The organism is Aurantibacter sp. UH7, assembly GCF_056839165.1.
Genome location: NZ_CM166388.1, coordinates 2,640,351 through 2,665,492, shown reverse-complemented (window position 1 = coordinate 2,665,492; position 25,142 = coordinate 2,640,351). Strand labels below are relative to the sequence as shown.

Genomic DNA, 25,142 nt, shown 5'->3' with positions numbered 1-25,142 from the left:
TACCTTTGTTCAAGCGATTAAAAATCAACATTATAGCGCAAATGAAAACACTTATATACACAGCAATCATAATTGGGTCTCTCAACTTAGCTCAAGCCCAGACAGGCAAAGTGAACATAGTACAAGATCAAAAGTTAGACAAATTACTAGCTCAATACAAAACTGCAAACTCAAGTTCGGAATATTATAGAATACAAGTTGGATTTGGCTCACACGCCAAAGCCACTCGCATTAAATCTGAAGTGGAAGTTGATTTTCCTAATTTATACTCAAAAATAGATTTTGATTCACCTACCTACAGAGTAAGAGTTGGTAGGTTTAAAAACAAATTAGATGCTGAACGGAAATTCATAGAGGTACGAGCAAAATACCCTGATGCCATGTTATTAAAACCAAAAAAATCGTCTAATTAAGACGATTTTTTTTATTCCTTAAAAATATATTCTATTTATTATTTCAATTTCTTTTTTACTGAAACTTCTTGGAAACACTCTACAATATCTCCTTCTTTAATATCATTGTAGTTTTTAATTTGTAATCCACAATCATAGCCTTTAGCAACTTCCTTGGCATCATCTTTAAATCGTTTCAAGGATGCTAATTCACCTGTATAAACCACTACACCATCACGTATTAATCGTATACCCCCATTTCTGAAAATCTTACCCGAGGTAACCATACAACCTGCAATTGTTCCAACTTTAGAGATCTTAAAGGTTTCACGGATTTCAGCATTACCAGTAATTTCTTCTTTAATTTCTGGTGAAAGCATACCTTCCATCGCATCTTTCAAGTCATTTATTGCATCATAAATAATGGAGTACATTCTGATATCAATTTCTTCTTTATCAGCAATATCTCTAGCATTACCCATCGGTCTTACATTAAACCCGATAACAATTGCATCTGAAGCAGAAGCCAATAAGACATCTGATTCTGTAATTGCACCCACGCCTTTATGAATAATATTTACTTGTATCTCTGCAGTAGATAATTTTTGGAATGAATCCGTCAATGCTTCAACTGAACCATCAACATCACCTTTCAAGATAATATTAAGTTCTTTAAAGTCACCTAAAGCAATTCTACGTCCAATTTCATCCAATGTTATATGACGTTGCGTACGAACAGATTGCTCACGTTGTAATTGAGAACGTTTGGTTGCAATTTGCTTAGCTTCTCTCTCATCATCCATTACATTAAAACGGTCACCCGCTTGTGGCGCACCATCTAAACCTAATATAGATATCGGAGTTGCAGGACCAGCTGTCTGAACTTCATGACCACGTTCATCATGCATAGCTTTAACTTTACCACTATGGGTACCAGCTAAAACATAATCGCCAATTTTTAAAGTACCATTTTGCACTAAAATTGTAGATACGTAACCACGACCTTTATCTAAAAATGCCTCCACAACTGTACCAGATGACATTCTATCCGGATTTGCTTTAAGCTCTAACAATTCAGCTTCTAATAAAACTTTTTCTAGTAGCTCTTTAACACCATCTCCAGTTTTTGCTGAAATATCATGAGACTGAATTTTTCCACCCCAATCTTCAACTAAAAGATTCATTTGAGCTAAACCTTCTTTAATCTTATCAGGATTTGCAGCAGGTCTATCAATTTTATTTATCGCAAACACAATCGGCACTCCAGCCGCTTGTGCATGACTAATAGCTTCTTTTGTTTGTGGCATTATATCATCATCCGCAGCAATTACAATAACTGCAATATCGGTAACTTGTGCCCCTCTTGCACGCATTGCAGTAAAGGCTTCGTGACCAGGAGTATCTAAAAAGGTAATCTTCTGACCCCCTTCCAACTGCACTCCGTACGCCCCAATATGCTGTGTAATACCACCACTTTCACCTGCAATTACATTCGCTTCACGAACGTAATCCAGTAAAGAAGTTTTACCATGATCAACATGCCCCATTACCGTAACTATAGGAGCACGAGGTTTTAGATCCTCTTCCGCATCAACTTCTTCTACAATAGCTTCTTCTATATCTGAGGTTACAAATTCAACCTCATAGCCAAATTCTTCAGCCACTATAGACAATGTTTCAGCATCTAATCTTTGGTTCATGGTAACCATAATACCTAAAGACATACAAGCAGAAATTATCTGCGTGGTAGAAACATCCATCATTGTAGCAACTTCACTTGCAGTTACAAATTCAGTTACTTTTAATATTTTACTTTCTAATTCTTGTTGTTCTAGATCCTTCTCCGTTTGCTCACGGTGTTGATCTCTTTTGCTTCTTCTATATTTAGCGCCTTTACCTTTTTTAGACTTTCCTTGAAGTTTTTCAAGCGTCTCACGTACTTGTTTCTGCACATCTTCTTCAGTAGGCTCTACCTTAGGTGCATTAAAACGTTTATTTCCTGCAGCTGCTTTTCTAGCTGCAAAAGAACTTCCTCCTCTTGCACCACCGCCGCCGCTTCCAGGCTTACTAACTATACGCTTTCTACGTTTCTTACGATCATTATTATCTGATGCTTTTGTGGCTGGCTTTTTCTTTTCAGGCTTCTTAAATTGATCTAGATTAATTTTATCGCCCGTAATTTTTGGACCTGTTAATTTCTTATACTGAGTCTTAATCTTTTCAGCATTTCTAGGATCAACTTCAGCTGGTGTTTCAGGCTTTTCCTCCTCCTTCTTTTCTTCCTTTACAGGTGCCTCTGCTTCAATTTCTTCCTTTTTAACCTCAGGCACTTTAACTTCAGGAGTCTCAATTTTTTGGGCTACAATTTTTGGACCTTTTAATTTTGGCGCTTCGATTTTAACCTCTTCTATCTTAGCCTTTTCAACAGGCTTAGGAGCCTCAACTACAGGCTCTTCAACTTTTTCAGGCTCAGATTTCTTAGCTTTTTTACCATCAAGGTCAATTTTACCAACAGTCTTAGGGCCAGCCAATTCAACCTTAGCTTTGACAACATCATTTGAAGAAGACCTTCTCTCACGAGCTACTCTTCGCTCTTCTTGCTCTTGCTCAGCACGAACACGGATTGCCTCTTTCTCTTTACGCTTCTCTTCCCCAACCTCTTTAGACGCAACTTTCTTGCTCATATCGGTCTGGAACTCATCTTGGAGCACTTGATATACCTCATCGGATATTTTTGTGGTAGGCCTTGCCTCCACATCATGACCTTTAGAGGCTAAATAATCTACCGCCCGGTCCAATGAAATATTAAGCTCCCTAAGGACCTTATTAAGTCTTATCGTTGCATTTCCTGCCATAAATGATATTACTTTTCTGCAATTTTTCGCTAATATATAGCTATTCTTCCAATTCTTCTTTTAGTATTCTTACAACTTCTGAAATTGTCTCTTCTTCTAAATCGGTACGTTTTACCAAATCAGCAACGTCTTGTTCTAAGACACTTCTAGCGGTATCCATACCAATCTTCTTGAATTCTTCAATAATCCAAGCATCGATTTCATCAGAGAATTCTGTTAATTCAACATCTTCCTCAACGCCTTCTCTAAACACATCTATCTCATAACCAGTAAGTTTGCCAGCCAAACGAATATTATGGCCGCCTCTACCTATTGCTTTAGAAACTTCTTCAGGTTTTAAATATACTTGTGCCGTCATTTTCTCATCATTCAACTTAACAGATGATACTCTTGCCGGACTTAATGCTCTAGTTACTAATAACTGTGGATTACTAGTCCAGTTAATAACATCGATATTTTCATTTCCTAATTCACGAACAATACCGTGAATACGAGATCCCTTCATACCAACACAAGCTCCTACTGGATCAATACGATCATCATAAGAATCAACAGCTACTTTTGCTTTTTCACCTGGAATACGCACCGCTTTCTTAATAGTGATTAAACCATCGAAAACTTCTGGAATTTCCTGAAAAAACAACTGCTCTAAAAATTTAGGAGATGCTCTTGACATGATAATTGATGGCTTACTACCCTTCAATTCAACACTTTCAATTATACCTCTAACGTTATCACCTTTTCTAAAAAAGTCTGAAGGTATTTGTCTATCCTTTGGAAGGATAATTTCATTCCCTTCATCATCTAACAAAATAATAGCTTTATGCCTAATATGATGTACTTCAGCAGTATATATCTCTCCTTCAAGATCTTTAAACTGCTTGTATATGGTAGTATTGTCGTGCTCGTGAATTTTAGAAATCAAATTTTGACGTAATGCCAAAATAGCTCTTCTTCCTAAATCAATTAATTTAACCTCTTCAGATACATCTTCACCAACTTCAAAATCGGGTTCAATTTTCTGAGCTTCGGCTAATGAAATTTCCTCGTTAGGATCTTCCACTTCACCGTTTTCAACAACAATTCTATTTCTCCAAATCTCTAAATCTCCCTTATCAGGGTTTATAATGATATCAAAATTGTCATCAGAACCAAACTTACGTTTAAGGGCACCTCTAAAGACTTCCTCTAAAATAGCCATTAACGTTACTCTATCAATGAATTTATCATCTTTGAATTCGGAGAACGATTCAATTAATGCAATATTTTCCATCAGTAATTACAATTAAAATTTTAATACAACTTTTGCTTCTTTAATTTCAGAAAACTCAATACTCTGTTTTTTCTGAACTGTCACTTTACCCTTTCCAATTGGTTTCGGTTCTCTAGCTTTCCACTCGAGTACTATACCATTTTCAGTGGTTTCTGTTAGATTTCCTTCGAAAGATTCTTCACTAGTTCTAACCTTCACCTTTCTTCCGATATTTTTTCTAAACTGTCTTGGCAATACAAGCGGTGATGCCGCCCCAGCCGAAGTCACCTCTAGAGAAAAATCAGTTTCTTCACGATCAAGATTATGCTCAATAGCCCTGCTCACTCGCATACAATCTTTCAAAGCAATGCCGTTATCACCATCTAGAACTATCTTAATAGAATTGTCGGCAGAGATTGAAAAATCGATTAAAAACAACGATTCATCTTCTTTTAATGCCCCATCTAAAAGTGCTTTAACTTGTTCTTTCAGCATAAAATTTAGCAATAAAAAAGAGGACTTATTGTCCCCTCATGAATACTTCGATATCCTTTCAGTGGCACAAATATACATAAAATTTTGATTTTACTTACAACCTTAGTTTTAAGTTTCAATACATAATTATTTTACACAAAACACTTAGGATTAAATAACATACCATAACTTACGTTATATTAACACTCACCATAAGTCTTTTTTACAAAGACCCTAAAAACCCGACCATGGAAATTTTCTCTTCTTATAATATGATTATTGGCGCAGCAGCCATAGTAATTATCTCTTTTTGGTTTAACGGTATTTCGAAAAAGACAAATATACCATCGGTATTAATGCTTATTGTTTTAGGTATTATTTTACAATTTGGCCTAAAATATTTTATGGGTGATGCTATAGATTTTGAACAAAGCCTACGAGGAACACTTGAAATAATTGGCACTGTTGGACTAATAATGATTGTGCTTGAGGCTGCTCTAGAATTGGAGCTAAAACGAGAAAAGCTTGTACCTATTTTAAAATCGATGGCTATCGCACTCATAGGTCTTATCGGTTCTGCCTGGGTGGCAGCATTAATACTTTATCAATTCATAGACGGCATGACCATGCAAGCTGCTTGGCTCTATGCCACACCGCTTTCAATACTTTCTTCCGCTATAATAATACCAAGTGTAAGCAGTCTTAGCCCTGAGAAAAAAGAATTTCACATTTACGAAAGCACCTTCTCAGACATCATGGGAATAATGATGTTTTATTTTTTATCGGGCGGACTAAATCCTGAAACTGATTCTGGAGCAGCCGGTTTTGCAGGAAACATTGTCCTTACCATAGTAATAGCTATAATTGCTAGTTATGCTTTGATATTAATCTTTCAACGCATAAAAAGTCAAGCAAAACAATTCTTATTAATAGCTGTATTACTTTTATTATATGCCATAGGAAAGAAAATGCATCTTTCTTCTCTTATTATAATATTGATTTTCGGTCTCGTTATTGCTAATGTAAAATTATTCTTCCCTGGAAAAACTGCGATTTTTTTAGAGAAAGAGAAAATGCATCAGATCTATCACGAACTCCACATCATTACTTTAGAAACCGCCTTTGTTGTTCGGACATTTTTTTTCGTAATATTCGGTATTACTATTGTTCTTTCATCACTACTAAGTTTAAATGTGGCTATTGTTAGTATTTTAATAATTGCATCTATTTACGCCATTCGTTTTGTTCTATTACGTGTTTTTATAGGTTCTGACATTCTACCTCAAGTCTTTATAGCACCTAGAGGACTTATAACCATCTTATTGTTTTATGCAATTCCAGTAGAAGCAGAAGTTGCAGGTTTCGAATCCGGAATCCTACTATTTGTAATTATTGCAACAAGCTTAATAATGACTTGGGCTATGATTAAAGACAAAAAGAAAATGGGCACTATGCTTGATGAAATTGATGAAGAACATTTAGAAAGAAACGAAGCTGAAGATGAACTTCGTGAACACAACGAGAAAATTGAAGAAAGTGAATCTGTTGAAATTGATAATGATTCTTCTTCCGAAAATCTTGACCCGAAAGAAGGTGATAGCTTTCAAAACCATTAGAAAACAAAAAATCCCAATGTTAAAAAACATTGGGATTTTTTTTAATCCTGTTGGCCCACAAGGACTCGAACCTTGAATGTCGGTACCAAAAACCGGTGTGTTACCAATTACACCATGGGCCAATCAATATATTCTTACTGATATTTTAGTAAGAGCGTGCAAATTTAAAACAAAGTTTGGTTTGCGCAAACATTTTTTTACACAATACTTAAAAATAATAACAAGCACTTCTTGTTAAACCTTTATAAAATATAGCTACGCATATTTATATTTATCACTAAATTCGTGCCGACGATAAACCTTTTTTATAGTATGTTTTCAAAAGATTTTGAAAAGTGGGACCGCATCTTAGGGTGGGTCGTTTTTTTTATAGCCCTTATAGTATATGCCATAACAGTTGAACCTACCAACAGTTTTTGGGATGCTGGCGAATATATTGCCACCTCAGCAAAACTACAAGTAGGGCATCCACCAGGGGCACCTTTATTACAAATGATAGGTGCTTTTTTCTCAATGTTTGCTTTCGAACCAAGCCAAGTAGCAAGAATGGTTAATTATGTTTCTGGAGTCTCCAGCGCCTTTACCATTCTTTTTATGTTTTGGACAATCACAAACCTTACACGTAAATTAATATCTAAAAGCGAAACTATCACTAATGCCAAAGCCATAGCTATTTTAGGCAGTGGTATAGTAGGGTCTCTAGCTTTTACATTTTCAGATAGTTTTTGGTTTAATGCTGTTGAAACTGAGGTTTATGCCAGTGCAAGCCTTATAATGGCATTATTATTATGGCTAGGCTTAAAATGGGTAGATAATATAGATGACCCACGTGGTAACAAATGGCTCATACTTATTTCCTTTGTTGTCGGCTTAACCTTTGGAGTTCAATTCATGGGCTTCTTAGCAATACCGTCAATCGGTCTATTGTATTACTTTAAAAAATACAAAACCACTACAGTAAAAAACTTTTTATTGGCCAATATTGCGGTTATTGCCGTGTTAATGTTGGTATACAAATTCTCTTTAACATATGTACTTCAACTTTTTGGTTGGGGCGAATTATTTTTCGTTAATAGTATTGGCCTTCCATTTAACTCGGGGTCAATAATTATTGGAATATTATTTATTGCTGCATTCTACTTTGGCCTTAATTATACTCGTAAAAACAATTATAGAACAGCAAACACCATTGTTCTTTGTCTAATGTTCTTATTTCTTGGATTCTCTTCTTGGATAATGCTACCGATACGAGCAAACGCTAAAGTAGTTATCAATGAAAATAATCCTGAAGATGCTAGAGCGCTTCTTGCTTATTATAATCGCGATCAATATCCTGGAGTTGATAGTCCCGTTTATGGAACCTACTACTCTAACATGTTTGCACCTGCAGGCAAAAATCAAGATGTAAAACCTAAGTACGAGAAAGATGAAATACAAGGGAAATATGTAATTGTTAACGATTACATTAATGCGGATCAAGGACCAGACCCAAAGCATGTGGGCATACTTCCTCGTTTATGGAGTAGTCAGCATGCGAAAAATTACATGCAGTATTTTGGTCCGTTGGATTTTAAAATGACACAATCTAATGAAGAATTAGCTCGTGCGGTAAGACAAGTAAAAGAAGGTTTTGCTAATGGCGAATTAGATGCAGAACAATACATTGGTTTTTTAAATAGATTTAGTGATTACATAGAAGTGCAACCACCTTCTGTTTGGGATAATATAAAATACATGGTTCAATTTCAGTGGGGCTATATGTATTGGAGGTATTTTATGTGGAATTTTACTGGAAAACAAAATGACATTCAGGGTAGATATAATGGAAATGGCGAATGGCTAAGCGGATTTAATTTTATTGATAGTCCAAGATTAGGAAGTCAAGAAAATTTACCAACAGAAGTAGAAAACAATAAAGGCAGAAATACATATTTCTTTTTACCCTTATTATTGGGTATCTATGGTCTCATATTTCAGATATCTAAAAACCCGAAACAATTCTGGGTATTATTAATATTCTTCTTATTTACAGGATTAGCAATTCAGTTTTATACGAATCCATATATATTTCAACCGCGTGAACGCGATTACTCTTTAGTTGGTTCATTTTACGTATTTGCACTATGGATTGGGATTGGAGTGTATGGCATATTTCACGATTTTAAAAAATGGATATCCCCAAAAATATTGGCGCCATCAGCAACAATTTTATGCCTTTTAGCAGTACCTCTTTTAATGGCGTTTCAAAACTGGGATGATCATGATCGATCTAATCGATTTACTGCAAACGCTTCTGCTAAAGCATATTTAGACTCTTGCAAAGAAGATGCGGGAGCAATTCTTTTTACCATTGGTGACAACGATACCTTCCCTACTTGGTACGTGCAGGAAGTTGAAGGCTACCGAACCGATGTACGCATTGTTTGCACTAGCCTTTTCGAAACAGATTGGTATATAGACCAAATGAAACAAAAGGCTTACGAAAGTCCTGCTATACCTTCGCAGATAGAACATGTAAAATATCGTTATGGAAACCGCGATGTTCTTTACCATCAGAAAGCAACAGATAACAGATGGCCAATTCAAGATTTTATTAATTGGGTAGACAGCGATAAACCTCAAACTAAATTGAGACACATATTAACGCAAAGAAATGCTGATTTAACCGATTACCCAGAAAGCTTTTTAAACACCGTTTACTATCCAACTTATAAAATTAGGATACCGGTAAACAAAAAGAATGTTTTAGAAAGTGGACTTGTTAAAGAGAAAGATTCAGCTCTAATAGTTGACTATATAGATATTGATATTTCGCAAAGCGCCATCACAAAGAAAAGCATGATGATGCTAGACATTGTAGCGAATAATGACTGGAAAAGACCGCTGTATTTTTCTGGTGGAAGTTTTGATGATGCAGAATACATTTGGATGAAAGACTATCTACAGCTAGATGGCTTAACCTACAAATTAGTACCCATTAAAACAGAGCGTAAAAACGCTTTTGACATGGGACGTATTGATACAGATTTAATGTACGATATTGTTAAAAAATGGGATTGGGGAAATTCTGGTAGTGATAAAATATACCACGACACGCAAACAAGAATACAAGGCATCTCATACCGCAGCAATCTAGCTCGCTTGACAGAAGCACTAATTAAAGAAGAAAAAATAGATAAGGCCAAGGAAATTATAGACATGTCTATAATTAATATGCCCGTTGAGCATTTTGCATACTATACATTTGTCGAACCATTTGTAGACGGCTATTTTAAAGTGGGCGAAACTACCAAAGCAAGAGCACTTTTCGATAAATTAAAAACGATCTATCAAGAACGTCTTGAATATTATGACGGCATGACTATTGACGAGCAATATGAAAATATTGATGAAATAATTGATGATATGTCTGCCTACCGCAGAGTAATTGATATTTTAATTAATAACAATGACCGTGAGATGGCCGAGAAAGAAACCTTGATTTTCAATGAATATATCGACAAATTCGAGCACTTCTATAAAGACAATATTTTAGAAGAAGAAGAATTGCAACCAACAGGCAGCACTAACCCAGACATGTCGGACACCATGCCCGTTACAGACACAATGGCCAACGATGGTTCTCAAACAAAAGATACCGTTTTAGCGACTGGAGGAAATTAGAAAGAAGTAAAATTAATACTATAAAATTGCCAAGAAATTAGACTCCTTATTTCTTGGCAATTTTACTTTTAAGAACTCTGAAAATTACTCTATTCTAAAATTCAAAAATCTATATTGAAGCATACATTTTATCAATTAAAATTGGCGCAAACTTCATTTTAATAAAATAATACTCACAAACACACCATTGTATTTATTAATTATAGCAAATACGCAATCTAATAAGTGTTGAAAATATTTTTTGAAATGTACTAGTGTAGAATCTAATTTAAACGTACTCGTTTAAAATCCCGATTAAGGTATTCGCATCTTGTTCACCGCTTTGGCGCCAGACCATTTCACCTTTCTTATAAATCATCAAGGTAGGCAAACCTTTCACACGTAGCGCCTGTGAAAGCTCTTTGTTTTTATCAACATCTATTTTGATGACTTTACCTTTGTCACCCAAAGCAGCAGCCACATCCTTTAGCACAGGGTGCATTGAAGTAGATTGTTCATTCCATTCTGCGTAAAAATCCAACAAAACTGGAACCTTTAAATCAATAAGTTCACCGAATTTTGACATAATTTAAAACATTGAGTTACTATTCAAAAGTAATGAAAAATGTTAAAAGAGTATATTTGTTAAGGTTTTTGTAGTGCTTTATTGTAGTTAAAATCATGTTAATGATTTTCTTTTCAATGTTATCACGGTAATTTCAGGCCAAATACCCACTCTACCCGGGTATCCCAGAAAACCAAAACCACGATTAACATTAATGTATTGCCCCATTTGCTCATAAATACCAGCCCAATACTTATAACGCCATTTTACGGGACTCCATTTTATCCAACCAGGTATTTCTATACCAAACTGCATTCCATGTGTATGCCCACTTAAAGTTAGATGATAATGCAAATCATCATCTACAACAACATCCTCCCAGTGTGAAGGATCATGGCTTAATAGAATTTTAAAATCATTAGCATTAATGTTACTTACTGCTTTCTTTAAGTCACCTGCTTTTTTAAATCCACCTCTACCCCAATTCTCAACACCAACTAAAGCTATTTTCTCTCCATTCTTTTCGAGGTATCTACTATCATTTAATATTAAATCGAATCCTATTTCTTTCTGAAGGTTTTTTAAATCTTCCAAGTTTTGAGCTTTTTCTTGAGGTGAAGGCCAATCGACATAATCTCCATAATCATGATTTCCCAAAATGGAATACTTCCCATCCTTAGCTTCAAGTTTAGAAAAAAGTTCCGCCCATGGTTTCATTTCAGAAGCTTTGTTATTTACCATATCCCCAGTGAAAAACAACACATCACTTTTTTGCTGATTAATTAAATCTATAGCATATGCTATTTTTCCACGATTATCGAAACTTCCACTATGCACATCTGATATTTGGGTAATTTGATACCCATCAAATGCACTAGGCAAATCTTCAAAAGCTAAATCATACTTCAAGACTTTAAAATTATACTTTCCCTTATACATTCCATAAAGCAGTGCACCGAAGGGCAAAGCAGCAATACTTAAACCCATTATACTCAAGAACCTTCTTCGCGAGGGAAGGCTAAATTCTTTTGAAGCACCTGCGAATTTCTGATAGGTAGCAGATAAGAATCGGAATATATCTTCCGAAAAAAGAAAAATAATACTAACTAATTTGAATGTAATTACAGCCAACAACAATCCTGCTGCATAACTCATAGGCCTACTAAGCACCCGACCTTCAGAAACTCCAAAAGTCCATTGATAAATAAAATTTACAAGCACAAGTATAGAAACAGCTGCAACCAAATAATATACCCATTGAAATTTAGTCGCTGTTTTCAATGCCTGAAGCACATAAAAACCCAACAAGAAATAAACCGCAATAAAAAAAATCCATCTAAGCATAATCTTATTTTTTACAAAGGTATTTTATTAAACTTCCCTATTTAAGGCCTTTGGGTATTATTTAACTGACTTTACAATCTCCTGTATGGTTTCAAAATGAGAAATTGGTAAGGAGGTGTCTGATAATAAATGTGAAGAATTCATTCCAACTTTCGGATTATCATTCAACCTTTTATTCATTTTAACAGCCGACAAATGAATTGCTTTAAATCCTCGTTCTTTAAAAAGATGAGCATTATCTGCATTTATTCCTGACCCAGGCATAATAACGGTTTGCGTTGCTATTTCATTCAATTGGGCAAGCAATTCTATACCTTGTACAGCTTTCGTTTCTTGTCCAGAAGTGAGCACAGCATCCACATTACCATCTAACCTTTGTAATGTTTTAACTGGATTACTCACCCAATCAAAAGCTCTGTGAAAAGTAGTCTTCATGGCACCACATAAGACAGCCACCTCTTCATGCTTTTTTTCATCCAAACGAAAACCTGCACTCAACATACCTAAAACAATACCATCAAAACCCAAATCACAACAAAGCATTATATTTTTTTTCATAATACTAAACTCATCATCAGAATATGTGAAATCACCACTGCGTGGTCGTATTAATACACGAACTGGAATCGATATTTTTTCACTTACCGCTTTCAACAACCCATATGAAGGTGTTATTCCACCCACAGCAAGCTCAGAACAAAGTTCAATTCGGTCTGCCCCGGCTTTTTCGGCACTCAAGGCAGATTCCAACGAATTGGCACAAACTTCTACAATCATATTCATTATATTTAGCGGTCTTAAATGTAACCAGTAAAAGGTCATGAAAAGAAGAAAATTTTTAAAAAAATCATCTATAGGTACCGCTGGTGTTTTCTCAACTCCTTTAACAGCCTCCTACCAAAATAAAACTATAGCTAGTTCTTCTTTAAATGACGAATCCAATATAATAAAACCTATTGTAGTATGCACATGGAACTTCCACAACGCAACAGCTAAAGCATGGGAAATTCTAAATGCAGATGGCAGCGCTTTAGATGCGATTGAACAAGGTGTTATGATAGAGGAAGCCGATGTCAAAAACCAAACTGTGGGTATAGGTGGCAGACCTGATCGTGATGGTAGCGTAACATTAGATGCTTGCATAATGGACAAAGAAAGTAATTGCGGAGCTGTACTCTGTATGCGAAACATAGTACACCCAATTTCAGTAGCACGAAAAGTTATGGAGAATACCCCTCACGTAATGCTTGCTGGTAAAGGCGCAGAGCAATTCGCTTATGAACAGGGGTTTAAAAAAACAAATCTACTAACAGCGGCATCAAAACAAGAATGGCTCGAATGGAAAAAGACTTCTAAATACGAAACCATTATCAATATTGAAAACCACGACACCATTGGTATGTTAGCAATTGACAAAAACGGAGACATTGCAGGTGGCTGCACCACTAGCGGTATGGGATACAAATATGCAGGCCGTGTTGGAGATTCTCCAATTATTGGCGCAGGTTTATTTGTAGACAATGAAATTGGCGGTGCTACTGCTACAGGTGTTGGCGAAGAGGTTGTGCGTACTGTAGGTAGTTTTTTAATTGTTGAATTAATGCGCCAGGGTAAATCACCACAAGAAGCCTGCGAAGAGGGTGTTAAAAGAATTATGCAAAAAAATAAAGGCCGAAAAGATTTTCAAATAGGCTTTTTAGCAATCAACAAAAAGGGAGAAACTGGCGGCTATTGTGTGCACCCAGGGTTCTCTTACAGTCAGTATACCGATGAAGGACAAATAAATCATCCGGCTGAATCATTTATCAAAAGCTAAAAATTAAAACATTACAATGTCAGATCAAAAAAGACTTTTTTTATTAGATGCCTATGCACTTATATTTCGTGGTTATTACGCATTTATAAAGAACCCACGTATCAATTCAAAAGGCATGGACACCTCTGCTATTTTAGGTTTTACTAATTCGTTACTCGATGTAATAAAGAGAGAAAGACCAGACCACCTTGCCGTTTGTTTTGACAAAGGTGGGAGCGTTGCAAGGGTTGAAATGTTTGAAGCCTATAAAGCCAACAGAGATGAAACACCTGATGGTATTAAAATAGCCATACCTTACATAGAGAATATTTTGAAAGCAATGAATATTCCTGTGATTGTAAAAGCTGGCTTTGAGGCAGATGATATTATTGGTACGCTCGCCAAGAAAGCAGAGAAAGAAGGTTACAAAACTTTTATGGTTACACCAGACAAAGATTTTGCTCAATTGGTAAGTGAGAATATATTTATGTACCGACCAATGTTTGGTGGCGGTTATGAAACATGGGGTATACCCGAAGTACAGAAAAAATTTGAAGTAGAACGTCCTGAACAAGTAATTGACTTTTTAGGCATGATGGGAGATTCTGTAGATAATATTCCTGGACTACCTGGGGTTGGAGAAAAAACAGCTAAGAAATTCTTAGCTGCTTACGGTAGTATGGAAGGTCTTTTAGCAAATACCCATGAGCTAAAAGGTAAGATGAAAGAAAAAGTAGAAGCCAATGCTGAATTGGGTATGTTATCAAAAGAACTTGCAAAAATTTTATTGGATGTTCCAGTGGAGTTTGATGAAAAAGATTTTGAAATGTGCGACCCAGATATTTCTGCTGTTACCGAAATATTTCAAGAACTTGAGTTTAGAAGACTACAAGACAACTTCATAAAAACATTTACATCAGGTCAAGAAGCAGCACAGACACCAAATCAAAGCAAATCAAAAACCACAACAACTGCTAAAACTAGTTCTGCAGGCGCAGGACAATTTTCACTTTTTGGTAGTGACCCTGAGAACACAACACCAACAATTGAAAATAGCAGAAAAACAATAACGGACACAAATCATCTATACCAAAGTGTTTCTCCCGGTATGGCAATGAAATTATTTGTTCAAAATCTAATGAAGCAATCCTCAGTTTGTTTTGACACTGAGACCACGGGCCTAAACCCTATTACTGCGGAATTAGTAGGAATTGCATTTTCATGGGAAATAGGTAAAGGGTTTTATGTTCCTTTTCCTGAAGATAAAAATGAAGCACAAGAATTAATTGAAGTATTGCGTCCTTTTTTCGAGTCTGAAGAAATTGAAAAAGTAGGACAAAACCTAAAATATGATATTAAAGTACTTAAAAAGTATACTATTGAAGTAAAGGGAAAACTTTTTGACACGATGTTAGCGCACTATCTTATTAATGCTGATATGCGGCACAATATGGATGTTTTAGCTGAGACATATCTGAATTATACTCCCGTGTCTATAACAGAATTGATTGGCAAAAAAGGCAAAAACCAATTATCAATGCGCGCTGTTCCGTTAGAAAAAATAACAGAATATGCCGTAGAAGACGCTGACATTACCTACCAATTAGCACAACATTTTAAACCTGAATTAGCTGAAGCTAAAAATGAAAAATTATTTAATGAAATAGAAATTCCATTATTACGAGTGCTTTCTGATATGGAATTAGAAGGAATCAATTTAGATATTTCATTTCTAAATTCGCTTGCCAAGGACCTAGAGAAAGACATTAAAGCTCTAGAAGGTAAAATTTATGAAGCGGCTGACGAAGAGTTTAACATTGCATCACCGAAGCAATTAGGAGAAATACTTTTCAATAAATTAAAATTAGTAGACAAACCAAAAAAGACTAAAACAGGTCAGTTTTCAACCGCTGAAGATGTGCTTTCTTATTTGGCCAAAGATCATGAAATTATTCGGAATGTATTAGAGTACAGAGGTCTTGCTAAACTAAAAAGCACGTATGTTGATGCGCTACCATTACAAGTTGAACCTAGTACTGGTCGTGTGCACACTAATTATATGCAAACTGTTGCAGCTACTGGGCGTTTAGCTAGCAACGACCCTAACTTGCAAAATATTCCAATTCGCACGGAAAGAGGCAGACAAGTGCGTAAAGCTTTTATTCCAAGAGATGAAAATCATGTTTTATTGGCTGCAGATTATTCTCAAATAGAACTTAGAATTATAGCTGCCTTAAGCGAAGAGACCACCATGATAGATGCTTTTAAAAACGGAGAAGATATTCATGCTTCTACCGCTGCCAAAGTTTTTAACGTTCCTCTTTCAGAAGTTACTCGCGAACAAAGAAGCAATGCTAAAACAGTGAATTTTGGAATCATATATGGTGTTTCTGCATTTGGATTGAGTAATCAAACTGATTTATCTCGTTCAGAAGCCAAAGAATTGATTGACACCTATTATCAAACTTATCCGAAGCTTCGTAATTATATGAGTGAACTTGTAGATTATGCTCGAGAAAATGGATATGTACAAACAGTATTAGGCAGAAGACGTTATTTGAAAGATATTAATTCTAGAAATGCTGTGGTAAGAGGTGCTGCAGAACGAAATGCGGTTAATGCTCCTATACAAGGTAGTGCAGCTGATATTATTAAAATTGCAATGATTAACATTCACAAAAAGCTAACGGAAGGCGATTTTAAAACCAAAATGCTTTTGCAAGTACATGATGAACTCGTTTTCGATGTTCCAAAAACAGAGCTTACAACAATGAAAGGTTTAATCAAACTTGAAATGGAAAATGCTTTTACGATGGCCGTACCATTAGATGTAGAGCTAGGTGAAGGCAAAGATTGGTTGACAGCACATTAACAAAGAAATAATATTAATATCATTTAGTTAAAACTAAGCTAAAGTTGTATTTCTATTATACGAATCAACTATACACTTCCGTTGAAGTAGAGCAATAATCCCAATTACGGGTTTAAGCTCGCTTAGATGAAAAAGGTATTTTTCTTATTATTATTCGTTTTCACACTGTCGTTTTCGATGAGTGCACAAAGTGATGCTGAATCTAATTTTCCGACACATAAGATTAAGGTCTTTCCTAATCCCGCTGTTAACGTAGTAAACATTCTTGGTTTAAAGAATAGCACAAAAGCTGAAATTACTATCTCCGACGCTTATGGAAATAAGGTATTAGAACATAATTGGGGCATTAAAAACAATGCGTTAAACATTCCGATAAACTCTTTAAATTCAGGAATATTCATCGTTACAATTCGTTCTCTAGAACAACAAGTACAAACGAAATTCTACAAAAAATAAAGCCCTTCTATACAGAAGAGCTTAGATTTTATAACCTAATTCTAAATATCTACCTTTTTGTAAATACCAATTCTCCTTCTGCATCCAAATTAGAATATCCCAAATCCGCAGCAGTTATTGTCATTAAATTTCCATTAATAATAGGAGTAATACTCACTTTTTGATTTTCAGCATCAACATAAGTCAATGTTTCACCATCATAGGTATATACACTTGTTTCCGTATCCATTTCAGTTGGACAAGGAATATCAAGTCCGGAACCAGTTGAATTAACACCTACATTTAGATAATTAGTAGCATTACTAGCTTCTAACGTCATGTCAGCATTAAATGTAAAAGACACTATTGTGCAATTCTTGTTGGTTAAATGGGTTAAAATAGCACTCCCAAACTTAGCATCATCACTTGCGGTTTGATCATCTATATTAAGTTTAGTAGCATCCCAAGTACCATAAATCTTACTTTGATTCATTTCAGCGCTTATATCTTCTTTATCATCCGAACAAGAAAAACTGAGTATAGAAATACTTACTAATAAAATAAATTTTGATTTCATAATTATGTGTATTGTAGTTCGCTACGGTTATTAACGCAAATTTATTATCAATATTTCAATTACTCAAACACCTGTAAATCACAGAAGTAATTGATTATCATTACAATACAATAATATACAACAAAACTATAACGTGTAAAACGTAAAAAAAGAGGGCTAAATTCCCAACAATCAACTATAAGTATAAGCTAAAGTATCGCAAAGATTTTATTGATTACTCAACATTTACAGCATGGAAATAGGCTACAACAATACTCACTAAGAGGATAATCATTTTTAAAAACATAATATTTTTAAGTTACGTATATCAATTTAGCCTATATTTGGCCTCCTTTTATTAAGGAAATAGAAGAAAATAAAGGTCAAATGGCTTCTGAAAAGATTTCAAGAAATAATTCAGAAACAACCATTTGTTATTCAACTTAATAGTTGTACATTTGCAGCCCGTTTAACGGGATTGAAGTGTTTAATACAAAAAATATAAGTAGTGGATACATTGAGCTACAAGACGATTTCGGCCAATAGAAAAACAGTTGATAAGCAATGGTTGCTTGTTGATGCCGAAGGAGAAACTTTAGGACGTTTAGCGTCTAAAGTTGCAAAATTACTAAGAGGTAAGCATAAGCCTAACTTTACACCGCACGTTGACTGTGGTGATAATGTGGTTATTATCAATGCCGAAAAAATCACCTTATCAGGTAATAAGTGGGATGCCAAATCTTACTCTAGATATACCGGATACCCAGGTGGACAACGTACTACTTCGGTTAAAGAATTATTAGCCAAAAATCCAGAACGTATTGTTGAAAAAGCCGTAAAAGGAATGCTACCTAAAAATAGATTAGGTGCAGATCTTTTCAGAAACTTAAAAGTATACGTTGGTACTGAGCACGGACAAGAAGCACAAAAGCCAAAGGCATTCAACCTTAAAGATTTTAAATAGATGGAGACGATTCACAAAATTGGAAGAAGAAAAAAAGCCGTTGCTCGTGTTTACGTTTCTAGCGGAAAAGGTGCAATCACTGTAAATAACAGAGATTTAAACGATTATTTTAGCACTGCTACATTACAATATAAAGTAAAGCAACCTTTTGCTTTAACAGAAAATGTAGATAACTACGATGTAAATGTAAATGTATTTGGAGGTGGTATCACTGGTCAAGCAGAAGCAGTAAGATTAGCTATTTCTAGAGCTTTATGTGCAATAGATGAAGAATACCGTGGTGTCTTAAAACCAGAAGGTTTACTAACAAGAGACCCCAGAATGGTTGAACGTAAGAAATTCGGTCAGAAGAAAGCTAGAAAGAAATTCCAGTTCTCTAAACGTTAATATAATATTTATACTAAAACCTTGAGCAGTCAAGGTTTTAGTACTTTTTATATCATTACAATTAAAACCTTCTCATAGTGGGAAGATTATTTCAAGATTAATCAAGTTCATTGAAAGTTTTTGCTTAATGCAGAAACAATTAAAAATCCTTTAAAAGCTTTCCAAAAGCTAAAAAGGTAAATTAGTTTAGCATCTAAATGTTGAAGGCTTCTTTCGCACAAGCGTTTGATACCACTTCAATATTGCTAATTCAAAAGAACGTAAACTAAATTTAAAAATGGCTCAAAAAGTCGAAGTAAAAGATTTATTGGAAGCAGGTGTGCATTTTGGACACCTAACACGTAAGTGGAACCCGAACATGGCACCCTACATCTACATGGAGCGCAACGGGATTCACGTTATCAACCTTTACAAAACAACAGCAAAGTTAGACGAAGCAAATGAAGCGTTAGCAAAAATTGCAGCTTCTGGTCGTAAAATTTTATTCGTTGCAACAAAAAAACAAGCAAAAGATATTGTAGCTGAAAAAGTTGCTAATGTAAACATGCCTTACATCACAGAAAGATGGCCAGGTGGAATGTTAACTAACTTTGTTACTATCCGTAAAGCTGTTAAGAAAATGGCTATGATTGACCGAATGAAAAAAGACGGTACTTTCAATACATTATCTAAAAAAGAAAGACTTCAAGTTAGTCGTTTACGTGCTAAATTAGAAAAGAACTTAGGTTCTATTTCTGACATGACACGTTTACCTGGTGCTTTATTCATAGTTGATACTATGCGTGAGCACATTGCTGTTAAAGAAGCACAAAAATTAAATATTCCAATTTTTGCAATGGTAGATACAAACTGTGATCCTAAAGAAGTGGATTACATTGTACCTGCAAATGACGATGCATCAAAATCTATTGATATCATCATGACTTCTGTAACTAATGCAGTTGCTGAAGGTTTAGCTGAACGTAAATCTGAAAAAGCTGCTGAAGCATCTTCTAAAGAAGAAAAAGCACAAGCTAAAGAAGCAAAACCTGCAAAAAAAGAAGAAGCTCCTAAAGCCGAAGTTGCAAAACCTGTAGCTGAGAAAAAAGAAGCTAAGAAAGAAGAGCCAAAGAAAAAAGCTGCAAAAGCTGACGATTTGACTAAAGTAGAAGGTGTTGGACCAAAAGCTGCTGAGGCTTTAGTAAATGCTGGAATTGATACTTACGCTAGAATGTCTGAAGCTGATGCTGATAAGATGAAAGAAATCTTAACTGAAGCTAGCTCTAGAATGGCTCATTTAGATCCGACCTCTTGGCCAAAGCAAGCTAAAATGGCTGCCGATGGTAATTGGGATGAGTTAAAAGTTTGGCAGGATAACGCCAAAGGTGGAAAAGAGTAATTAACTAGATTATAATATTAATTTCCGTTACTACGGAAATGACAATAAATAAAAGATTATGGCAAAGATTACCGCCGCAGAAGTAAATAAATTAAGAAAGGCAACTGGCGCTGGAATGATGGATTGCAAAAACGCTTTAGTTGAAGCTGAAGGCGATTTTGACAAAGCAATTGAAGTTCTTCGTAAGAAAGGACAAAAAGTTGCTGCAAAAAGAGCAGATAGAGATTCTTCCGAAGGTGCAGCAATTTCAAAAGTAAATGCTGACCAAACTGTTGGTGTTGCAATTGTATTAGGTTGTGAAACTGATTTCGTTGGAAAGAATGAAAACTTCGTTGCACTTGCTAACCAATTAGCCGAATTAGCACTTAATTACGATTCAAAAGAAGCATTTTTAGCTGCTGATTTTGGAGGAATGACTGTTGCTGATAAATTAGTTGAGCAAACTGGTGTTATTGGTGAAAAATTAGAAATTACTGCTTTTGAAAAATTAGAAGCACCATATGTTGGTACATATGTTCATATAAACAAAATTGCTGCATTAGTTGGTCTTTCTTCTAAAGTAGACACAGCAGAAGTGTTAGCGAAAGATGTTTCTATGCAAGTTGCTTCAATGGGAGCAACTACGTTGTCTTATAAAGATTTTGACCCAGCATTTGTTGCTGCTGAAACTGAAGCTAGAATTGCTGTTATCGAAAAGGATAATGAAGAACTTGGGCGCTTGGGCAAAACCCTTAAGAATGTACCGCAGTACATTTCTATGGCGCAACTTACTGATGAGGTTCTTGCACAGGCTGAAGAAGATGCAAAAGCACAACTAAAAGCCGAAGGTAAACCAGAGCAAATTTGGGATAAAATTCTTCCAGGTAAAATGGAAAGATTTATTTCTGACAATACTACTTTGGACCAAGAACAATGTTTATTGGACCAGAATTTCATTAAAGATGAGAAAATCAATGTTGCAACATACGTTGGTTCTCATGGTGATGTTCATGTTACAGGCTTTAAGCGTGCAACAGTAGGAGAATAACATTCTGGATAAAACCTAATAAAAACCGCTGGAGCATTTCTCTAGCGGTTTTTTGCTTTTGTATACATTCCTAATTAAAATACAACTCTGATATTGCTTTCAAATGAAAACGCTACCAAATTTGGTAGCGTTTTCATTTGAAATTACATTTTGTTTATTTATTTTTTCAACCAAGCTTCTCTTATTGCTGCTTCATTACCAGTCAACCCATCAATTGGAGCAATTGTTTCAACCTGTAATGTAGCAACACCTGCTTTTCCTTCTAATACTTTTTCTTCACCATCACGATCCACTATTATTTTAATATCAGTTTCTGGCGTCCAAGAAAAACTTTGCCCTATAATTGCTCGAATAGCTTCAAGGTTAATAGGAGTATCATTAATACTTTTTAAAACATCACCACCCTGGGCCCCAAGACTAGTAAAAAAACTATTTAAGGTGATTCCATTTCTAATAAATATTATGTTTTGATCCGAAGGGTCTGCATCAATAAACGGAACCTCTCCATCTAAGAAGTACCCAGTTTGCTTCTCAATATTACCACTCGTTAATCCTACCTTGGCTAAAAATTCATTGTAATCGATAGGAGTTGTACCAATTACATGTGTATTAAAAAAATTACGGATTTCTGGATATGTCATAGCCACAATTTCATCAATTAAGTCAGCATCTTTGAAAGGCGTATTATTTCCATATTTCTTTGACAATTCTTTCATTAACCATAATACTCCCTTCTCTCCCCCACTTAATTCGCGCAACTGTATATCAAGAGCCATATTAATCAACGCTCCTTTTTCATATACATTAGCATAGTTTTTCTCATAGGGTTGTTTCAAAATATTCTTGCTCATTTCAGTAAACGACATGGTATCATCATAAGCTTTTGCGTTATTAACCTTCTCCATTAATCTAGAATAGAATTCATCTTCATCTATCAGACCTTGTTGTATCTGAAAAAGGTTTGCAAAATATTCAGTGGTGCCTTCATACATCCATAGATGTTGTGACATTTTTGGATTATTAAAATCAAAATATTGCACTTCTTCTGAATGTACATTTAAAGGAGTAACAATATGAAAAAATTCATGCGACACCACATCTTTCATCGCTTCATCCAATGCAGGTTTTGGCATTTTCTCTGGCAAGACCACTACTGTAGATGTATGATGTTCTAAAGCTCCAAAACCAGCGGCATCTGTATTCTCTAAGGTTGACAAATACAACAAAATATTATACTCTTTTGTCCCATCAATTTCTCCTAAAAAGTTTTTTTGAGCCCGCATCATTTCTTCCATTTGCGGTTTTAAACTAGTTGCTGAGTAAATACCCGTTGGTGAATACACACTTAAAGTAACTGTAATATCATTTACTGTAAATGACTCTGTGTTTGGTTTAGCATACAATATCGGGTTATCAATTACCTCGAAATACCTACCCGCTAAAAATGTATCAGAAGCATTCATCTCATCTTCCACTACCTTCTTTTTTAATGAAGTTGTCGAAACCAAGTCAGTCGGCTTCTTTATAAACAATTCGTAAGGCAGCTCTTTAAAACCCTTAAAATAACCTACAAATCCGTGGAGGTTCAACATAAAATTCTCTCCTTCTAGAATATTTGTTCCTGCGGGAGAAAAAACCGCATCCTTCACATCAGACTCTGTGTCATAAGTATCGTTCACATAATAAGAAACCTTATCAAGTGCTTTTGCATTTGTAATATTCCAAGTATTATCATCAGCCTTAGTATAAGGCAATTCTTTTCCTTTATCATCGAATGCCTTAAAACCTTCTATATATTGTCCGTAGTTATCCGTACTATAGGTGCCCGGCACCGTTTTAGGAATATAAAATGTTACCGTTTGCTGATTTAGAGCACCGGGATCCATTGTTACCATAACTTTATCATCAACTACATTAACTAAATCTATAGTAGTATGAATATTAGATATTCCTTTTGATACTAAGTTTTTTGAAGCACCACAGCCATAAAGTAATACTATAAGAGAAGCTAAAATTGAAACTTTTTTCATATAAAAAAATGTTTATTGTATTTATCTTGAGTTAGATATTTAGATTTTAAACTGGTAGTTTCTGTTAAACTATAATATAACTAGAACCAGCACCTTGAATTACAGGGGGCAAGATTATTAAAATAAATTAACCTAGTAACACATTTTAAGAAATAATTAGTCCTTAAAATCGAATAAGAAACTGGATTTAAGCCTAACTTTTTTTGATTATTTTTGTCTGACTATAAAAAAGCAAAATGCCATACAAAAGAATCCTCCTCAAATTAAGTGGTGAGGCACTAATGGGAGAACGTCAATACGGTATAGACCCAAAGAGACTTGCCGAATACGCCCAAGAAATTAAAGAAGTTGTTGCAAAAGGAATTGAAATTGCCATCGTAATCGGTGGAGGTAACATCTTTAGAGGTTTATCTGGAGCTAGCCAAGGTATGGATCGCGTACAAGGTGACCACATGGGAATGCTCGCTACTGTTATTAATGGATTAGCTCTACAAAGCGCTTTAGAAGTACAAGGGGTACAAACGAGACTACAATCTGCTATACAAATTAATGAAGTTGCCGAACCTTTTATTCGAAGACGCGCTATGCGCCATTTAGAAAAAGGACGTGTAGTAATCTTTGGTGGTGGAACTGGAAACCCATATTTCACAACAGATTCAGCGGCCGTTTTAAGAGCAATTGAAATAGAAGCCGATGTTATTTTAAAAGGCACAAGAGTAGATGGTATTTATTCTTCTGATCCAGAGAAAGATAAAACCGCTACCAAATTTGATACTATTTCATTTAAAGATGTACTTACAAAAGGTCTGAAAGTAATGGACACAACTGCCTTTACCTTAAGTCAAGAAAATGAGTTGCCAATTGTAGTTTTTGATATGAACACAAAAGGTAACTTAATGAAATTGATATCTGGTGAAAATATAGGCACCGTTGTAGATATCTAAAATATTTTACGGTTTGGCATAATATGTGCCAACTTATTTTTGAAATGTATTTATTATGAACGAAGAAATTAAATTTTTACTAGACGCTACTAAAGAAAGTATGGATGGGGCTATTACACACCTAGAAAGAGCCTTTATGAAAATACGTGCTGGTAAAGCTAGTCCAGCTATGTTATCTTCTGTAAAAGTTGATTATTATGGCTCTCCAACTCCATTAGCTCAAGTTGCTAACGTAAACACCCCAGATGGGCGTACAATTTCTGTACAACCATGGGAAAAAAATATGTTACAAGAAATTGAGAAAGCCATTATGAATTCTAATCTTGGTTTCAACCCAATGAATAATGGTGATTTTATTATCATTAATGTTCCGCCTTTAACTGAAGAGCGAAGACGCGATTTAGCCAAACAAGCAAAAGCTGAAGCTGAAGACGCTAAAGTAAGCGTACGTACTGCTAGACAAGATGCGAATAAAGAAATTCGTGATTTGGATGCTTCAGAAGACTTACAGAAAAATGCCGAAGTTGATATTCAAAACCTAACTGATGTATACACTAAAAAAATAGACGCTTTCTTATTAGTTAAAGAAGCTGAAATAATGAAGGTTTAAACAT

General features: G+C 35.1%; 20 protein-coding genes and 1 tRNA gene. 12 read left to right on the top strand and 9 right to left on the bottom strand.

The annotated features are described in order from the left end of the window. Positions 1-41 precede the first annotated feature (41 nt). The gene (locus UH7x_RS11195) at positions 42-413 is read left to right on the top strand and encodes an SPOR domain-containing protein (RefSeq protein WP_482360020.1); all 372 of its coding nucleotides are present in this window, start codon (positions 42-44) and stop codon (positions 411-413) included. A gap of 38 nt (positions 414-451) precedes the next feature. On the opposite strand, the gene infB is transcribed toward UH7x_RS11195, so the two are convergent. From infB to rimP, 3 genes are read right to left on the bottom strand one after another with little or no spacing between them, the layout of a single operon-like run. Beyond that, on the bottom strand, positions 452-3,247 hold the full coding sequence (infB, locus tag UH7x_RS11190) for a translation initiation factor IF-2 (protein WP_482360019.1): 2,796 nt from the start codon (positions 3,245-3,247) through the stop codon (positions 452-454). A 40-nt stretch (positions 3,248-3,287) separates the two neighbouring features. Next, positions 3,288-4,520, bottom strand: a complete 1,233-nt coding sequence (nusA, locus tag UH7x_RS11185) for a transcription termination factor NusA (protein ID WP_482360018.1) — start codon at positions 4,518-4,520, stop codon at positions 3,288-3,290. A 12-nt stretch (positions 4,521-4,532) separates the two neighbouring features. Continuing rightward, positions 4,533-4,994 (bottom strand): ribosome assembly cofactor RimP, encoded by a 462-nt coding sequence (gene rimP, locus UH7x_RS11180; RefSeq protein WP_482360017.1) that lies wholly within the window; start codon positions 4,992-4,994, stop codon positions 4,533-4,535. A 227-nt stretch (positions 4,995-5,221) separates the two neighbouring features. Between rimP and UH7x_RS11175 the strand changes: the two genes are divergently transcribed. Then, positions 5,222-6,589, top strand: a complete 1,368-nt coding sequence (locus UH7x_RS11175; RefSeq protein ID WP_482360016.1) for a cation:proton antiporter domain-containing protein — start codon at positions 5,222-5,224, stop codon at positions 6,587-6,589. A 50-nt stretch (positions 6,590-6,639) separates the two neighbouring features. Here the strand turns inward: UH7x_RS11175 and UH7x_RS11170 are convergent. Beyond that, positions 6,640-6,711: transfer RNA gene (locus tag UH7x_RS11170), tRNA-Gln, on the bottom strand. A 190-nt stretch (positions 6,712-6,901) separates the two neighbouring features. Between UH7x_RS11170 and UH7x_RS11165 the strand changes: the two genes are divergently transcribed. Then, complete coding sequence (locus tag UH7x_RS11165) at positions 6,902-10,252, top strand: glycosyltransferase family 117 protein (RefSeq protein WP_482360015.1); 3,351 nt, start codon at positions 6,902-6,904, stop codon at positions 10,250-10,252. Positions 10,253-10,520: 268 nt separating this feature from the next. Here the strand turns inward: UH7x_RS11165 and UH7x_RS11160 are convergent, their stop codons facing one another. The 3 genes from UH7x_RS11160 to UH7x_RS11150 all read right to left on the bottom strand — a co-directional run bounded on the left by UH7x_RS11160 (position 10,521) and on the right by UH7x_RS11150 (position 12,917). Beyond that, positions 10,521-10,817, bottom strand: coding sequence for a thioredoxin domain-containing protein (locus tag UH7x_RS11160; protein WP_153757627.1), 297 nt, complete (start codon positions 10,815-10,817; stop codon positions 10,521-10,523). A 93-nt stretch (positions 10,818-10,910) separates the two neighbouring features. After that, a complete protein-coding gene (locus UH7x_RS11155; RefSeq protein ID WP_482360014.1) occupies positions 10,911-12,140 on the bottom strand; it encodes a metallophosphoesterase in 1,230 nt (409 codons plus the stop codon). Between the two features lie 57 nt (positions 12,141-12,197). After that, positions 12,198-12,917: a copper homeostasis protein CutC gene (locus UH7x_RS11150; RefSeq protein ID WP_482360013.1), complete on the bottom strand. Its 720-nt coding sequence runs from the start codon at positions 12,915-12,917 to the stop codon at positions 12,198-12,200. A 43-nt stretch (positions 12,918-12,960) separates the two neighbouring features. On the opposite strand from UH7x_RS11150, the gene UH7x_RS11145 reads away from it, so the two are divergent. The 3 genes from UH7x_RS11145 (at position 12,961) to UH7x_RS11135 (ending at position 17,263) form a co-directional block, all read left to right on the top strand. Then, positions 12,961-13,956: a glycosylasparaginase gene (locus UH7x_RS11145; protein ID WP_482360012.1), complete on the top strand. Its 996-nt coding sequence runs from the start codon at positions 12,961-12,963 to the stop codon at positions 13,954-13,956. 16 nt (positions 13,957-13,972) lie between these two features. Further along, positions 13,973-16,807, top strand: a complete 2,835-nt coding sequence (gene polA, locus UH7x_RS11140; protein ID WP_482360011.1) for a DNA polymerase I — start codon at positions 13,973-13,975, stop codon at positions 16,805-16,807. Between the two features lie 126 nt (positions 16,808-16,933). After that, on the top strand, positions 16,934-17,263 hold the full coding sequence (locus UH7x_RS11135) for a T9SS type A sorting domain-containing protein (protein ID WP_482360010.1): 330 nt from the start codon (positions 16,934-16,936) through the stop codon (positions 17,261-17,263). Positions 17,264-17,312: 49 nt separating this feature from the next. Here the strand turns inward: UH7x_RS11135 and UH7x_RS11130 are convergent, their stop codons facing one another. Then, positions 17,313-17,819 carry a hypothetical protein gene (locus tag UH7x_RS11130; RefSeq protein WP_482360009.1) on the bottom strand — a complete coding sequence of 169 codons (507 nt, stop codon included), beginning with the start codon at positions 17,817-17,819 and terminating at the stop codon, positions 17,313-17,315. Positions 17,820-18,306: 487 nt separating this feature from the next. Between UH7x_RS11130 and rplM the strand changes: the two genes are divergently transcribed. The 4 genes from rplM (at position 18,307) to tsf (ending at position 21,554) form a co-directional block, all read left to right on the top strand. Further along, on the top strand, positions 18,307-18,762 hold the full coding sequence (rplM, locus tag UH7x_RS11125) for a 50S ribosomal protein L13 (RefSeq protein ID WP_482360008.1): 456 nt from the start codon (positions 18,307-18,309) through the stop codon (positions 18,760-18,762). Then, positions 18,763-19,149, top strand: a complete 387-nt coding sequence (rpsI, locus tag UH7x_RS11120; protein ID WP_482360007.1) for a 30S ribosomal protein S9 — start codon at positions 18,763-18,765, stop codon at positions 19,147-19,149. Between the two features lie 277 nt (positions 19,150-19,426). Next, entirely contained in the window at positions 19,427-20,527 is a 1,101-nt protein-coding gene (gene rpsB, locus UH7x_RS11115) for a 30S ribosomal protein S2 (protein WP_482360006.1), read from the top strand. Between the two features lie 58 nt (positions 20,528-20,585). Then, on the top strand, positions 20,586-21,554 hold the full coding sequence (gene tsf / locus UH7x_RS11110; RefSeq protein ID WP_482360005.1) for a translation elongation factor Ts: 969 nt from the start codon (positions 20,586-20,588) through the stop codon (positions 21,552-21,554). Positions 21,555-21,712: 158 nt separating this feature from the next. Here the strand turns inward: tsf and UH7x_RS11105 are convergent, their stop codons facing one another. Then, a complete protein-coding gene (locus tag UH7x_RS11105; RefSeq protein ID WP_482360004.1) occupies positions 21,713-23,584 on the bottom strand; it encodes a M61 family metallopeptidase in 1,872 nt (623 codons plus the stop codon). Positions 23,585-23,820: 236 nt separating this feature from the next. Here UH7x_RS11105 and pyrH point away from each other — a divergent pair, with 236 nt between their 5' ends. Beyond that, positions 23,821-24,528 carry a UMP kinase gene (gene pyrH, locus UH7x_RS11100; RefSeq protein WP_482360003.1) on the top strand — a complete coding sequence of 236 codons (708 nt, stop codon included), beginning with the start codon at positions 23,821-23,823 and terminating at the stop codon, positions 24,526-24,528. Positions 24,529-24,583: 55 nt separating this feature from the next. Next, positions 24,584-25,138, top strand: a complete 555-nt coding sequence (gene frr, locus UH7x_RS11095) for a ribosome recycling factor (protein ID WP_482360002.1) — start codon at positions 24,584-24,586, stop codon at positions 25,136-25,138. The last annotated feature ends 4 nt before the right edge of the window (positions 25,139-25,142 follow it).

Excerpts from the sequence above, each read along its gene's own strand:
- UH7x_RS11165 (WP_482360015.1), top strand. The coding sequence starts at position 6,902 with ATGTTTTCAAAAGATTTTGAAAAGTGGGACCGCATCTTAGGGTGGGTC.
- UH7x_RS11130 (WP_482360009.1), bottom strand. The coding sequence starts at position 17,819 with ATGAAATCAAAATTTATTTTATTAGTAAGTATTTCTATACTCAGTTTT.
- nusA (WP_482360018.1), bottom strand. The coding sequence starts at position 4,520 with ATGGAAAATATTGCATTAATTGAATCGTTCTCCGAATTCAAAGATGAT.
- rimP (WP_482360017.1), bottom strand. The coding sequence starts at position 4,994 with ATGCTGAAAGAACAAGTTAAAGCACTTTTAGATGGGGCATTAAAAGAA.
- frr (WP_482360002.1), top strand. The coding sequence starts at position 24,584 with ATGAACGAAGAAATTAAATTTTTACTAGACGCTACTAAAGAAAGTATG.
- UH7x_RS11175 (WP_482360016.1), top strand. The coding sequence starts at position 5,222 with ATGGAAATTTTCTCTTCTTATAATATGATTATTGGCGCAGCAGCCATA.
- UH7x_RS11105 (WP_482360004.1), bottom strand. The coding sequence starts at position 23,584 with ATGAAAAAAGTTTCAATTTTAGCTTCTCTTATAGTATTACTTTATGGC.
- UH7x_RS11195 (WP_482360020.1), top strand. The coding sequence starts at position 42 with ATGAAAACACTTATATACACAGCAATCATAATTGGGTCTCTCAACTTA.
- polA (WP_482360011.1), top strand. The coding sequence starts at position 13,973 with ATGTCAGATCAAAAAAGACTTTTTTTATTAGATGCCTATGCACTTATA.
- UH7x_RS11135 (WP_482360010.1), top strand. The coding sequence starts at position 16,934 with ATGAAAAAGGTATTTTTCTTATTATTATTCGTTTTCACACTGTCGTTT.
- UH7x_RS11145 (WP_482360012.1), top strand. The coding sequence starts at position 12,961 with ATGAAAAGAAGAAAATTTTTAAAAAAATCATCTATAGGTACCGCTGGT.
- rpsI (WP_482360007.1), top strand. The coding sequence starts at position 18,763 with ATGGAGACGATTCACAAAATTGGAAGAAGAAAAAAAGCCGTTGCTCGT.
- UH7x_RS11155 (WP_482360014.1), bottom strand. The coding sequence starts at position 12,140 with ATGCTTAGATGGATTTTTTTTATTGCGGTTTATTTCTTGTTGGGTTTT.
- UH7x_RS11160 (WP_153757627.1), bottom strand. The coding sequence starts at position 10,817 with ATGTCAAAATTCGGTGAACTTATTGATTTAAAGGTTCCAGTTTTGTTG.
- UH7x_RS11150 (WP_482360013.1), bottom strand. The coding sequence starts at position 12,917 with ATGATTGTAGAAGTTTGTGCCAATTCGTTGGAATCTGCCTTGAGTGCC.
- pyrH (WP_482360003.1), top strand. The coding sequence starts at position 23,821 with ATGCCATACAAAAGAATCCTCCTCAAATTAAGTGGTGAGGCACTAATG.
- rpsB (WP_482360006.1), top strand. The coding sequence starts at position 19,427 with ATGGCTCAAAAAGTCGAAGTAAAAGATTTATTGGAAGCAGGTGTGCAT.
- infB (WP_482360019.1), bottom strand. The coding sequence starts at position 3,247 with ATGGCAGGAAATGCAACGATAAGACTTAATAAGGTCCTTAGGGAGCTT.
- tsf (WP_482360005.1), top strand. The coding sequence starts at position 20,586 with ATGGCAAAGATTACCGCCGCAGAAGTAAATAAATTAAGAAAGGCAACT.